Source organism: Halalkalibacter wakoensis JCM 9140 (assembly GCF_000513095.1).
Lineage (GTDB): Bacteria > Bacillota > Bacilli > Bacillales > Bacillaceae_D > Halalkalibacter > Halalkalibacter wakoensis.
The window spans coordinates 1-13037 of record NZ_BAUT01000098.1 but is presented as its reverse complement, the minus strand read 5'-3'; the positions used below and the strand labels follow the sequence as shown (position 1 = coordinate 13037).

Annotated in this window: 12 protein-coding genes; 10 read left to right on the top strand and 2 right to left on the bottom strand. The window is 39.9% G+C overall.

The features are described from left to right. Positions 1–135: 135 nt before the first annotated feature. On the top strand, positions 136–1560 hold the full coding sequence (locus tag JCM9140_RS20365; protein ID WP_156314944.1) for a methyl-accepting chemotaxis protein: 1425 nt from the start codon (positions 136–138) through the stop codon (positions 1558–1560). Between the two features lie 46 nt (positions 1561–1606). Here JCM9140_RS20365 and JCM9140_RS20360 read toward each other — a convergent pair whose 3' ends face one another. Both JCM9140_RS20360 and JCM9140_RS20355 read right to left on the bottom strand, forming a co-directional pair. After that, positions 1607–1936, bottom strand: a complete 330-nt coding sequence (locus JCM9140_RS20360; protein WP_034750985.1) for a spore coat protein — start codon at positions 1934–1936, stop codon at positions 1607–1609. A 43-nt stretch (positions 1937–1979) separates the two neighbouring features. Further along, on the bottom strand, positions 1980–2246 hold the full coding sequence (locus tag JCM9140_RS20355; RefSeq protein WP_034750988.1) for a hypothetical protein: 267 nt from the start codon (positions 2244–2246) through the stop codon (positions 1980–1982). 336 nt (positions 2247–2582) lie between these two features. Here JCM9140_RS20355 and JCM9140_RS20350 point away from each other — a divergent pair, with 336 nt between their 5' ends. The 9 genes from JCM9140_RS20350 to JCM9140_RS20315 all read left to right on the top strand — a co-directional run bounded on the left by JCM9140_RS20350 (position 2583) and on the right by JCM9140_RS20315 (position 12800). After that, entirely contained in the window at positions 2583–4943 is a 2361-nt protein-coding gene (locus tag JCM9140_RS20350) for a 3-hydroxyacyl-CoA dehydrogenase/enoyl-CoA hydratase family protein (protein WP_034750983.1), read from the top strand. A gap of 16 nt (positions 4944–4959) precedes the next feature. Then, a complete protein-coding gene (locus JCM9140_RS20345) occupies positions 4960–6141 on the top strand; it encodes an acetyl-CoA C-acetyltransferase (protein ID WP_034750981.1) in 1182 nt (393 codons plus the stop codon). A gap of 17 nt (positions 6142–6158) precedes the next feature. After that, positions 6159–7943: an acyl-CoA dehydrogenase FadE gene (locus JCM9140_RS20340; RefSeq protein ID WP_034750980.1), complete on the top strand. Its 1785-nt coding sequence runs from the start codon at positions 6159–6161 to the stop codon at positions 7941–7943. A 251-nt stretch (positions 7944–8194) separates the two neighbouring features. Continuing rightward, positions 8195–8356, top strand: coding sequence for a hypothetical protein (locus JCM9140_RS24025; RefSeq protein WP_156314943.1), 162 nt, complete (start codon positions 8195–8197; stop codon positions 8354–8356). Positions 8357–8476: 120 nt separating this feature from the next. Beyond that, entirely contained in the window at positions 8477–8833 is a 357-nt protein-coding gene (locus tag JCM9140_RS20335; RefSeq protein WP_034750978.1) for an arsenate reductase family protein, read from the top strand. A 64-nt stretch (positions 8834–8897) separates the two neighbouring features. Next, complete coding sequence (gene gcvH / locus JCM9140_RS20330) at positions 8898–9284, top strand: glycine cleavage system protein GcvH (protein WP_034750976.1); 387 nt, start codon at positions 8898–8900, stop codon at positions 9282–9284. Between the two features lie 511 nt (positions 9285–9795). Continuing rightward, positions 9796–10032 carry a YusG family protein gene (locus JCM9140_RS20325; RefSeq protein WP_034750973.1) on the top strand — a complete coding sequence of 79 codons (237 nt, stop codon included), beginning with the start codon at positions 9796–9798 and terminating at the stop codon, positions 10030–10032. 128 nt (positions 10033–10160) lie between these two features. Beyond that, positions 10161–11429, top strand: coding sequence for an MFS transporter (locus JCM9140_RS20320; RefSeq protein WP_034750970.1), 1269 nt, complete (start codon positions 10161–10163; stop codon positions 11427–11429). A 162-nt stretch (positions 11430–11591) separates the two neighbouring features. After that, positions 11592–12800, top strand: coding sequence for an ATP-binding protein (locus tag JCM9140_RS20315; protein WP_235715422.1), 1209 nt, complete (start codon positions 11592–11594; stop codon positions 12798–12800). Positions 12801–13037 lie beyond the last annotated feature (237 nt).

Below are 13037 nucleotides of genomic sequence, written 5' to 3'. Positions count from 1 at the left end.
AAACCTTTAGGAGGAAGGATATGATGTTGACAAATAAAAATGGAATTATGTTAGGGTATTGCTGGTTTAGTTGTACTTTTATCTATTTTCGTGCATCTACTGCACAGAGTTTTTGGCTTTTTAGATCTTTATGTTTTGCTACAAGGAACGGAATCCTTATCAACTGGGCTTCAATGGTTACAAAATATCTTTTTTTTAATCCCGATTGTTCTTATTATCGTTAGTTTTACCTTATACAAGAACGGAAAACACAGCTTGCTGCCACTCTTTATTACGTTAACGCTAACGTTTGCGAGCATCTCGATCATTGCAGGTGGAGATGGCTTAGTTGAATATCATTTCTCCATTTTTATGGTTCTTGCCTTTATTATCTTTTTTGACTCGATCAAGCTTATTCTAATTAGTACGATCATTTTTGCTGTCCAACATTTTGCAGGGTATTTTTTCTTCCCGCAATTGTTATGTGGGACGGAAGAGTATCTTTTTTCGTTATTAATGATTCATGCAGTCTTCCTCATCCTTATGAGTGCAGCTGCTATTTTGGTCATTCAATTAAAAAATAATCACTTTATGAAACTGAACAATGAAAAAGAAGCGGAAGAAAAGCGGGCAGAGCTTGTTTTACAACAGTTGACGAAAACGTCAAAACAAGTACTGGAAACCGTTCGCCAAATGCAAAATGGCTCTGAAGAATCCGAACAAGTGAGTAAAGAAATTGCCATAGCAATTCAAAATATGGCAGCTGGAGCACAGCAACAATTGGCTCATGCGGAGCAAAGTGAAACGATGATTGAAAAAATGAATGAAAAAATGAAAACCATTGTAACAAATACTGCGACAGTAAAAGAGTCTTCCACAAAAACGTCAGAAGAAGCGACGACTGGTCGAAAAGTCATTGAGCAATCATCAAGTCAAATGAATTCCATTTATGATTTAATGACCGAAATGGCAGATGTCATAAACGGGCTTGAAACAAGATCAAAACAGATTGGCAAAATTGTCACAACCATAACGGATATTTCAAGCCAGACAAACATGCTTGCTTTGAATGCTTCAATCGAAGCAGCCAGAGCAGGTGAGCATGGTAAAGGCTTTTCGGTTGTCGCCGAAGAGGTTCGCAAGTTGGCTGTACAAACAGAAAAAGCAACATCCGAGATTGACACAATCATCAAGGAAATTCAATCAGAAACGGCTAGCGCTGTAAAGGTGATGAATACGAGTCAAAGTGAGGTTCTGACTGGGAAAGAGTCGATCTTGTCCGTGAAAGAAATGTTTGAAAAAATTGTTGAAGCAACTTCGAATGTGGATATTCAATTATCGGATGTGATTCAATCATCCAATGAAATTTCCACTCAATCGAATGAAGTTGGAAAGTTTGTTACAGAAATGACGAAGATTACAGAAGATACCCAGTCAAAAACGGAAGACATTGCTGGAGCTTCTGAACAGCAATTAGCCTCAATTGAAACGTTAAATGAAATTGCTCATGCGTTAGCACAATTAGGTTATGACTTAGATCAACTGACCAAAAAGGTTAGTGAACAAATGGAGGAAAACTAGTGGGAAAGCACGATAAGGAGTAGGACCTTATCGTGCTTTTATCCAATTACTGTTGGTACGGAAATTGAGAGCTATATCCAGCAAATTGTTGGTGAGATTGATCAAGCTTTTGCTGGTCTTCTGCTTCTAACCCGTAAAAGCCTTTGCGGAACATTGTATTATACAGTTCGCGCTGGCAGTTTTGTGTTTCGTTAAAAATTTGGGAAACATCTTGATACAACTTATCGTTACTCATTTCATTTAAAGCAACGCTATAATTGTTTGTCATCATTTTTGCACATGACAAAATATCATTGATATAGTCACGCTCGTTCATTTGTGGAGTTTTTGGAACTTGCATTTCCGGGTTTTGGATTTTTTTTGATTGCTGATTCATGCAGATTACCTCCCTAGATTCTATAGCTATTTAAAGAATCACGTTATTGCATTGGAATTGACTGCTGCTGTTGTGTTTGCAAGTGACTAAGAATTTTTTGGTAATGGCGTTGATGCATTTGACCTGTTTTTTCAAGAACTGATTTAATTTCTTGGTCTTGACATTGTTCAGCAAAGAAATGAGCCTTCTTCATAGCAAGTAAGTTCCAAGAAAGCATATCGTTTAAATAAAGATGATCTTTCGTTGTAATGATTGGAGGTGGTGTTTGATAAGTCATTTGTTGTTGCTGTCCACCCATTTGATTTTGCATTCCACTAGGTTGTTGTTGGTTCTGCATTCCCTGCATTTGATCCATCTCATACCCCTCCTTTGGAAGTTGCGGTACCCATAATCGGATACCTTTTTAGTGTAGAAAAAACACCCCCTAAATATGTCATGAACAAGTAGGCTCCAATGCCTTATTCTGTTATTTAGTTTAGTAAAGGGTTAAAGTGGGTTGATCCTTTTTGAAAAATTTCGGAATTATCTCTTGCGTTATAACAGAACATTCGGTATGATGATTTTAGAACAGACATACCAGTCGTTATTTTTTTGGGATAAAAATGAATGAGTATTCATTCGTTACGTTCGAAAAAGGGGGAAAAGTATGACTACGCAAATTAGGAAAGTGGCTGTTATTGGCTCTGGAGTGATGGGGTCAGGAATTGCGGCTCATTTAGCTAACGTTGGAATACCATCATTGCTACTTGACATTGTTCCAACGAAATTGACAGCGGATGAGGAAGCAAAAGGACTTACATTAGAGGATTATTCCGTTCGCAATCGCTTAAGTACTTTAGCCATTCAAAAGCTAAAGAAGCAAAAGCCGGCGCCCTTATCGTCAAAAACGAAAGCTTCTTACATAGAAGCCGGAAACCTTGAAGATGATCTAGAACGATTAAAAGAAGTGGACTGGATCATTGAAGTCATTGTTGAAAATTTAGCCATTAAAAAGCAGTTGTTTTCTCGAATTGATCAAGTTCGTAAACCTGGAACAATTGTAAGTTCAAATACATCAGGTATTTCTATACAAGCAATGTCGGAAGGATTATCCGAGGACTTTCAAAAACATTTCCTTGGAACTCACTTTTTTAACCCGCCAAGATATTTAAAACTATTGGAAGTCATTCCAACTGAGCAAACAAGTCAAGAAGTTCTCTCATTTATGAAAGCGTTTGCCGAAGAGGTACTTGGAAAAGGTGTTGTGGAATGTAAAGACACGCCAAATTTCATCGCTAATCGGATTGGGACCTATGGTCTTTTGGTTACCGTGAATGAAATGATCCAAGGAGGTTATTCGGTTGGAGAAGTGGATTCGGTAACAGGTCCATTGCTCGGAAGACCAAAAAGCGCAACTTTTCGAACACTTGATGTTGTCGGTTTGGATACGTTTTTGCATGTTGCCAAAAACGTTTATGATGTGGCCGATGGTGTGGAAAAAGAAACGTTTGACCCACCTTCTTTTATGAAAGAAATGGCTGAAAAAGGCTGGTTAGGCAGCAAAAGTGGGCAAGGGTTTTATTTGAAACAAGGGAAAGAGATCCTTGAAGTTGACCCACAAACACTGGAATATCAAGAACGGAAAAAACTTAAGGCACCATCAATTGAACAAGCAAAACAAGCAAAAAAATTGCCTGATAAGCTAAAAACAATGGCGTATGCCAATGACCGAGCTGGTCAACTCGTATGGAATTTACTCAAACCTGCTCTTTTATACTCGGCAGAAAAAGCATATGAAATCGCCAATGACATTTCGGCCATTGATGACGCGATGAAGTGGGGTTTCGGATGGGAACTTGGTCCGTTTGAAACATGGGATGCCCTTGGTGTCGCGAAATCCGTTGAGAAGATGGAAGCGGAAGGTGAAACCGTTCCTTCCTGGGTAAAAGACATGCTTGAGTCCGGTCAAGAAAGTTTCTATGAAGCCAATACGTTCTATCATAACGGAACGCTCGAACCAAAAAGCATTCATGAGAAAATTGTTAACTTAAAATCATTAAAGCCAACAAACGTTGTCTTTAAAAATTCAGGAGCTTCTTTAATAGATATTGGTGAGGACGTTGCTCTTTTAGAATTCCATTCGCCTAATAACTCGATTGGTGCAGATGTCATTCAGATGATCAACAAATCGATCAAAGAAGTAGAGACGAACTACAAAGGGCTAGTCATCAACAATCAAGGAAAAAACTTCTGTGTTGGTGCCAATCTGATGCTTATTTTAATGGAAGCACAAGATGATAATTTCTTTGAAATTGACCTGGTCGTTCGTCAATTCCAACAAGCAATGGCGAACATTCGTTATTCCGAGAAGCCTGTCGTCACAGCGCCGTTTGGAATGACATTAGGTGGAGGAACAGAAATTTGTTTGCCTTCTGCAAGCATTCAAGCATCTCTTGAAACGTATATGGGACTTGTTGAAGTAGGCGTTGGACTCGTACCAGGTGGTGGCGGAAACAAAGAGCTCTATCTTCGTAATTTACAAAATTCAGATGGCAAGGATCTTCAAGCTGTCGCGAATAAAACGTTTGAAACGATTGCAATGGCGAAGGTCTCAACGTCTGCTCAAGAAGCCGTCGAGCATGGATTTTTAGGTGCTCGTGATGGCATTGTTATAAACAGTGATTTTCTCATTGACCGAGCCAAAAGCGAAGTGCTTCACTTAGCAGAAAAAGGCTATCGTCCTCCAGAGCGAGCAAAAATCCCGGTTGTTGGAGAAACGGGCTATGCAACGATGCTACTTGGCGCACAAACGATGAAGTTTGGCGGAATGATTTCGGACCATGATTTAAAAATTGCAAAGAAACTAGCATTCTTGCTTGCTGGTGGTAGAGTCGCAAAAGGAACGCTTGTTGATGAACAATATTTACTCGATCTTGAACGTGAAGCATTCTTGAGTTTAGTGGCTGAACCAAAATCACAACAACGGATGCAATACATGTTAACAAAAGGGAAACCACTTCGTAACTAGATAGGAGGCGATAGCAATGAGAGAAGCGGTCATTGTATCTGGTGCACGTACGCCAGTTGGAAAGGCGAAAAAAGGGACGTTAGCCAGTGTTAGACCAGATGATTTAGGGGCGTTAACTGTTCGTGAAACGTTAAAAAGAGCAGGGGGCTTTGATCCATCGCTTGTCGAGGATGTCATTATTGGGTGCGCGACACCAGAGGCAGAGCAAGGAATGAATATGGCCCGAAATATATCGGTGTTAGCTGGGCTTCCGAATACGGTTCCCGCGATTACGATTAATCGTTATTGCTCATCTGGGTTGCAGAGCATTGCTTACGGAGCTGAGCGGATTATGCTTGGTCAATCAAAAGCAATCATTGCTGGTGGGGCTGAATCAATGAGCATGATTCCGATGGCGGGCCATGTGATTGCTCCGAATCCAACGCTTGTCGAAGAACAGCCAGAATATTATATGGGCATGGGCTACACCGCCGAGGAAGTGGCAAACAGGTATGGGGTTTCTCGTGCGGATCAAGATGCCTTTGCGGTTGAGAGTCATAAGCGCGCAGCTGCAGCAATTGAATGCGGACATTTTAAAGACGAAATTGTTCCAGTTGACGTAACGCTACGTTCCGTTGGAGCTGACAACAAACTAAAAGAGAAACAGATCCAATTTGATACGGATGAAGGGGTCAGAACGGAAACGACAGTAGAAGGATTAGCAAAGCTTCGTCCAGCTTTTCATCCAAAAGGAAGTGTAACCGCTGGGAATGCATCGCAAATGAGTGACGGCGCGGCATCTGTTTTAGTCATGGACCGCGAAGAAGCACAAGCGCAAGGCTTGAAGCCTATCTTAAAATTTAGATCGTTTGCAGTAGCAGGGGTGGCACCTGAAGTTATGGGTATCGGACCAATTGAGGCGATTCCGAAAGCTTTGCAATTAGCCGGATTAGAGCTAGCTGATATTGGTTTGTTTGAATTAAATGAGGCATTTGCTTCACAGGCTCTTCAAGTAATCCGTGAACTAAACATTGATCATAACAAAGTAAATGTGAATGGAGGAGCGATAGCTCTTGGTCATCCATTAGGGTGTACAGGAACGAAACTAACACTTTCTCTTATGCATGAAATGATCAGAAGAAATGAACAATTTGGTATTGTCACAATGTGTATTGGTGGTGGAATGGGAGCCGCTGGAGTTTTTGAACTAATTGGATAAATAGGGAGGAATGGAATATGAGTCATACAGAAGATAAAGTAGTAAAGGGCGGAAGCTTTTTAGTTGAGGATCTTGAAGCCGAAAACATGTTCACACCGGAGGATTTTACAGATGAACATAACATGATTGGAAAAACAACGGAAGAGTTCGTGATTAATGAAGTCGAACCCGTATTAGAGAAAATTGAAGAACATCAATTTGATCATACCGTTCGTTTATTAAAAGAAGCAGGCGAGCTTGGACTACTAGGAGCAGATGTACCAGAAGAATATGGTGGGCTAGGGCTAGATAAAATTAGTTCCTCTCTTATTTCAGAAAAGTTCGTTCGTGGCGGCGCATTCGGGCTAAGTCATGGTGCGCACGTTGGAATCGGGTCACTGCCAATTGTTTTCTTTGGCAACCATGAGCAAAAACAAAAATACTTGCCGGATCTTGCATCAGGTGCGAAGCTAGCAGCCTATGCCTTAACAGAACCAAGTTCAGGTTCAGACGCGCTTGGAGCTAAAACAACAGCAGTCTTAAATGAAGCTGGGACACATTACGTCTTAAATGGAGAAAAACAATGGATCACAAACTCTGCATTTGCTGACGTATTCGTTGTTTACGCAAAAATTGACGGCGAGCAGTTCACGGCTTTCATCGTCGAAAAAGATTTTGAAGGAGTATCAACTGGACCAGAAGAAAAGAAAATGGGGATTAAAGGTTCTTCAACAAGAACATTAATTTTAGAAGATGCCCTCGTACCAGTCGACAATGTGCTTGGAGAAATAGGCAAAGGACACGTTATCGCATTTAACATTTTAAATGTCGGTCGCTATAAGCTTGGTGTTGGGTGTGCAGGTAGTGCAAAACGTGCTCTTGAATTAGCCGCTACGTATGCTAACGAGCGCAAACAATTCAAAACACCAATTGGGAAGTTTACGCTTATTCAAGAAAAACTAGCGAGCATGGCGACAGCGATCTATGCAGCCGAAAGCTCGATTTACCGCACAGGGGGACTGTTTGAAGAACGCTTAGGTGGTTTGTCCGATGAGGAGCAAAAAGATGGCCGTGCTGTTGCGAAAGCCATTGCTGAATATGCGATCGAATGTTCACTTAACAAAGTTGTTGGTTCCGAGACGCTTGATTATGTCGTCGATGAAGCCGTCCAAATTCACGGTGGATACGGCTTTATGGCAGAATACGAAGTGGAAAGAATGTACCGTGATTCGAGAATCAACCGTATTTTTGAAGGAACAAATGAAATCAATCGCTTGTTGGTTCCAGGGACGATCATGCGAAAAGCGATGAAAGGTGAGCTTCCGCTTTTACAAAAAGCAACTGCCCTTCAAGAGGAAATCATGATGCTCATGCCGCAGGAAATTGGTGATGAACCACTTGAGCAAGAAAAATATTTGCTTGGCATGGCGAAGAAAATTTTCTTAATGGTTGCAGGAAACGGAGCACAAAAATACGCGGAAAAACTTCAGCATGAACAAGAACAGTTAGCGAATGTAGCTGACATTGTAAGTGAAGTTTATTCAATGGAATCCGCGATTCTTCGTACAGAAAAAGCGATCGCGAAATCAGGTGTAGCAAGTGCGAATCAGAAGCTTCTCATGACTCAAGTGTATTGCCAAGAAGCATTTAACCGTATTGAAGCACATGCGAAAGAATCGTTAGTGGCAATGGAAGATGGAGATAAACTCCGTACATTGCTTGGCGTACTTCGCAAATTAACACGTCACACACCGATCAATGTGATTGCTAAAAAACGTGAAATTGCAAGCGCTGTATTAGAAGAAAAAAGGTATGTCGTTTAATTGTTACTCATTTTGAGAGGTTCATCTCTCTCAAAAATAATATAAACTCCTTTCAATGGAGCATTCTCCTCTCAGTACAAAGAAGCCTCAAGTAAATGGGGCTTCTTTGTCAATGTTTGCGGAAGTTTACGAGTGGGAATAAGGTTTTACTAACAGTTAGTAGCCGATTTTTCGATTTACTCGCCACAGCACATGAATCTTTTTGAAAACGTGCAACCTAAATAGTACTACGAAGATGAGGAGGAACTCCTTTGAATAAAAAAGAAAAAATCAGCTATACGGCCCCTTTAACTGGAGTAGAAGAACAAAATGAATCTGCGGAAACCTCGGTTCACGATGCATTGCAAACAACATGGGATACGGAACAAATTATTAAGCTAGAACAGTGTGAACAAGCAGAAGAGGATGAATAATAAGAAAAGAAGGAAGAACCCATTTGAATTGGCACTTCCTTCTTTCATCATGGCTATGCTATATTCAAGAGTGAAGATAGAACAAATCTAAAAAATAAAACAAGGGAAGGAGGGAGAAAAATGGCGATTACTTTCTACGAGTATCCGAAATGTGGGACATGCCGAAAAGCGAAAAAATGGTTTGCTGATAAAGGAATAGAAGTGAACGCAATACATATTGTAGAACAGCCTCCAACAAAAGAAGAACTGCAAGATCTTCTTGAAAAAAGTGGACTAGAGCTAAAAAAATTCTTTAACACAAGTGGTCAAAAGTACCGTGAACTTGGTTTAAAAGACAAGTTGAAGGATATGAGTGAAGAGGAAGCGTTAACGTTATTAGCTTCTGACGGCATGCTTATTAAAAGACCTATTACAACGGATGGCACAAAGGTTACGGTAGGGTTTAAAGAAGAACAATTTGAGGAAACATGGAGCTAGTCTTTTTTTTAGATGGTTAAGCAGGTATAATATAGAAAACTCGTATTTAATGGAGGTAAGTAAAATGAGCAGTTTACCAAATGATCTAAAGTATTCAGAAGAGCACGAATGGGTGAAAGTAGAAGGAGATAAAGTACGTATCGGAATTACGAACTTTGCTCAATCAGAACTTGGCGATATCGTTTTCGTTGAACTACCAGAAGTTGGCGACGAAATCGAAATGAACGAGCCATTCGGAAGTGTCGAATCCGTTAAAACCGTTTCAGAGCTATACGCTCCAGTAAGCGGAAAAGTCGTTGAAATCAACGAAGACTTAGACGACTCACCTGAATTCGTCAACGAATCTCCATACGAAAAAGCATGGATGATCGTCATCGAACCAAGCGACACAAGCCAAATCGAAAAACTCATGACACCAGAACAATACGAAGAAATGATTAAAGAAGACTAATTAACCAAAGGCGACCTTCCTTTGGTTAATTAGTCGAAGCACTGAGCGAAGCCGTCGTAATGTTTTAAGTGGTTTGAGTGATCTCCTCAAACCACGCACGACGAGCGGAGCCAGTGCAAGTGGGATTGCAGTATTACGGAGCAAAGGCGACCTTCCTTTGGTTAATTAGTCGAAGCACTGATTCCTTTACCAGCGGACTCAGGTTCCGTTATTTGTGACAAAAACAATGTTTTTGCAGCTTTCGAGGACTCACGTTCCGTTATTCATGGTTTTTTCAATGGTTTTCCATGAGAAATCAACTAGTAATGGATCTGGTGTCCGCCAACGTCATTAAATAGGCGATTTTGGCTAAAATAACGGATCCTCTGTCCACCAAAAAAGCGTCACGCGTTATCATATTACGTCCTCGATCCCATTCTCACCAACTACCTCCATTTCATCTTTTCCCCATGTGTTCAACTGCTTGATCACGGTACTATAAAAGTAACTTCTGTATAAGGAGGGTACATTCATGAGTCTCGTTCGAGTTGATGTAACAGGGAAAGTAAAAGGGAAATATGAAAATGGACACATGAATTTGTATATTGGTGATGCACAAGTTGGGAAAGTCATTGAAACAAATCAAGGGTTTCAGCATGAAATGGCTGAAGGCTTTGAATTTGAAGAAGACAAAGTGTATCGCTACGAGGAAGAAAACCCAAATGAAGTCAAATCGTACGTCGAAGGCTGCGATGAAGGCTGGTGCTAGTGTAGCTTCTTAAGCTGACTGTGAGAGTATTCTCATAGTCAGCTTTTTTCAATTAGCCTCTTTTCTTTTTTGACGAATTCCCCTATGATTATTTAGTGAGTCGAAATAATAAGGAATAGGTGTCTGTAATGGGGATGTTTTTTCGAGAGTGGAATCAGCAGTTGAAATCATACAACCGAAATGTACGTTTATTTTTACTCGCTTCTGTACTAGCGAATATTGGTATGGGCATATTTATGGTTATTTACAATTATTACATAAGAGAATTAGGTTTTAATGAGCATATGAATGGACGTGTCATTGCGATGCAGGCGATGGCAAGTGCAATAGCTCTTTTACCGGCTGGATTAATAAGCGATAAAGTTGGCAGGAAGAAGATTATTTTGATAGGGGCTATTTTTGCTGCGACCAGTCTGTTGCTTCGGGCTATTTTTATAGGAGAACATGCGTTAATCATAACCGCTTTTGCAACGGGGCTATTTATGGCTTTTATTCAAGTTTCCTCCATTCCACTTTTGGCTGAGAACTCGACAGAAAAAGAGCGAGTTCATTTGTTTAGCTTTAATTTTGCTTTAATAATGGTTGCCAATGTCATTGGAAATGCTTTAGGCGGAACGCTTACAGACTTGTTTCATCTTGTCTTTTCCTTAACGATGTTAGAGAGTGTCAGAGTCACGTTACTCATTGGAGCCGTGATCTTTTTCAATGCTCTTATTCCAATTTTTAAAATTAATGAGCAACAAAAAAAGCGAGTGCAAAAAACGGGAGCCAGTTCAATTGGCAAGTTGTTCACGGAGCATCGCTCTAGTCTGAAATGGATTGGATTATTTGCGGTAGCAAATTTACTTATTGGCTTTGGGTCTGGGCTTGTGATTCCATACTTGAACTTATATTTTAGTGATCGCTTTGAGATTAGTACGTCTCTTGTTGGGATTATCCTCTCTCTAGGTCAAGCGATGACAGCTATTGCTTTCATGATCGGTCCATCTGTTGTTAAGAGAGTTGGAGAAGTGAAAGCTGTTGTGATGTTGCAGCTAGCATCTCTTCCTTTTTTATTAATAACCGCCTACACGGAAACTCTCTGGTTAGCGGTTGTCGGTTTTTTGTTTCGACAAGCGCTGATGAATGCTGGAAACCCTATTCAAATAGCATTAATTATGAGGGTGGTGGATGATTCGATGAAAGGATTAGCCAATTCTGCAGGACAAATGGTATTCCAACTAGGCTGGGCTATCATGGGGCCTGTTTCAACGTCCATTGTTGTTGTATATGGTGCTTATTATGGCTATGCTTATGTATTTACAATAACAGCTGTTTTGTATGTGATCGGTTCAACGTACTTTTATTTTGTTTTTCGGAAAATAGGCAAGGAAGAAGCAGTGAAGAAAATAGCATAATCATCTAATTAATTGAAAATAGTGTTCAATTTTTAGAGAATGATTGATTTTTATAAGGAGAAATAGTTAGATAAAGAAAGCGTAACTTTTTAATTGGAGAGGGCGTTTTCTTTGACTGAAAATTTGTTAATCAATTTTTTGTTTCTTCTCATACCTGTAATTGTGTATTTAGTCTTTTTTGAAGGAAGAAAACAAGTACATAACCAAACGTTTTTTGTGTTTCTCTTTTCAGTATGCTCGATGATATTGTGTATGACCTATCCGATAAAACTGGATTTAGGTTTCATATTTGATTTAAGATATATTCCATTTATCGTTGCTTCCTTATATGGAGGATTTAAAATTGCTCTCCCTTTATATGCAGTGTTGAATGTCTATCGGTTTTTTATAGGTACAGAAGGGTTTATTGTCTCACTCGAATTTTCTACCATTATTTTAATGCTCATTCCGTTTTGGTCTAAAACTTTTCTTCGTCAACCCGTGAAAAGGAGAATACTGATTGCTGTTGGGATGTCTTTTTTTACGATGACATTTTTCCTCTTTACACTCACAACGTTTTATTCACGTTTAACTCAAGAATTTTGGGAGATCGTAAGCAATGTTATCCTGATTCATGTAATAGGAACATTCATTATTATCGTATTGCTTGAAAAGATTTTGGCTAATATTCGCAGGAGAGAACATTATTTAAACTCTGAACGATCAATGGTAATCAGTGAGCTAGCCGCTAGTGTTTCTCATGAAATTCGCAACCCGTTAACGGTTACGAATGGATTTTTGCAACTATTAGATCAATCAAAAGGCTTAAATGATGAGCAAAAAAGATATATTCATTTGTCATTAAAAGAGCTGAATCGTGCGGAACGAATTGTTTCCGATTTCCTTTCTTTGGCCAAGCCGCAAGCCGAGAACATGGTTTACTCTAACTTAAAAGAAGAGTCCGAATATGTAAATAGTGTCATGGAGCCGTTTGCAAGTCTTCATCAAGTCACCTTGCATTACCGTTTTGAAAATACACTTTACAATCATTATGATAAAAACCAAATTCAGCAATGTCTCATTAATCTTTATAAAAACGGAATTGAGTCGATGAAAGGAATGGGGGGCACACTTTTCATAGAGGTATTTGAAAAAGGCAAAGAAATCGTCATTCAAATAAAAGATAACGGAATAGGAATGTCGAGAGAGCAAGTTCTACAAATGGGGAAACCGTATTATTCAACGAAAAAAGAAGGAACGGGACTAGGAATGGTAATGGTTTATAATACAATTAATAAAATAGGTGGGAAAATTGAAGTCGATAGTGCCCTAGGCAAAGGCACCACCTTTCACATCACCATCCCAACACAAAATAAAAACAAAAAGGCTTAAAAAGCAAACAACTGCTTTTTAAGTCTTTTCTCTTTTATCAAGAATTGTTGGTATTCAATATTGATGAAAACTAAGTGTAATGAAGCGGAAGGCGCTTGACTCCTGCCGGAAATAGAAGGAGGCCACTGAAAAAGTGCCTAACTGCCGCAGGGGAATGACACTACGCTTTCCGCGGGTGCCCGGTGAGCCTCCTCGGCTGACGCCTGCGGGGTCTCACACGTGGGTCACTGCTCCCGC

What these genes read in the sequence shown, in the direction of transcription:
- JCM9140_RS20360 (WP_034750985.1), bottom strand. Translation starts at nt 1,936, where the DNA reads ATGAATCAGCAATCAAAAAAAATCCAAAACCCGGAAATGCAAGTTCCA.
- JCM9140_RS20355 (WP_034750988.1), bottom strand. Translation starts at nt 2,246, where the DNA reads ATGCAAAATCAAATGGGTGGACAGCAACAACAAATGACTTATCAAACA.
- JCM9140_RS20350 (WP_034750983.1), top strand. Translation starts at nt 2,583, where the DNA reads ATGACTACGCAAATTAGGAAAGTGGCTGTTATTGGCTCTGGAGTGATG.
- JCM9140_RS20345 (WP_034750981.1), top strand. Translation starts at nt 4,960, where the DNA reads ATGAGAGAAGCGGTCATTGTATCTGGTGCACGTACGCCAGTTGGAAAG.
- JCM9140_RS20340 (WP_034750980.1), top strand. Translation starts at nt 6,159, where the DNA reads ATGAGTCATACAGAAGATAAAGTAGTAAAGGGCGGAAGCTTTTTAGTT.
- JCM9140_RS20335 (WP_034750978.1), top strand. Translation starts at nt 8,477, where the DNA reads ATGGCGATTACTTTCTACGAGTATCCGAAATGTGGGACATGCCGAAAA.
- gcvH (WP_034750976.1), top strand. Translation starts at nt 8,898, where the DNA reads ATGAGCAGTTTACCAAATGATCTAAAGTATTCAGAAGAGCACGAATGG.
- JCM9140_RS20325 (WP_034750973.1), top strand. Translation starts at nt 9,796, where the DNA reads ATGAGTCTCGTTCGAGTTGATGTAACAGGGAAAGTAAAAGGGAAATAT.
- JCM9140_RS20320 (WP_034750970.1), top strand. Translation starts at nt 10,161, where the DNA reads ATGGGGATGTTTTTTCGAGAGTGGAATCAGCAGTTGAAATCATACAAC.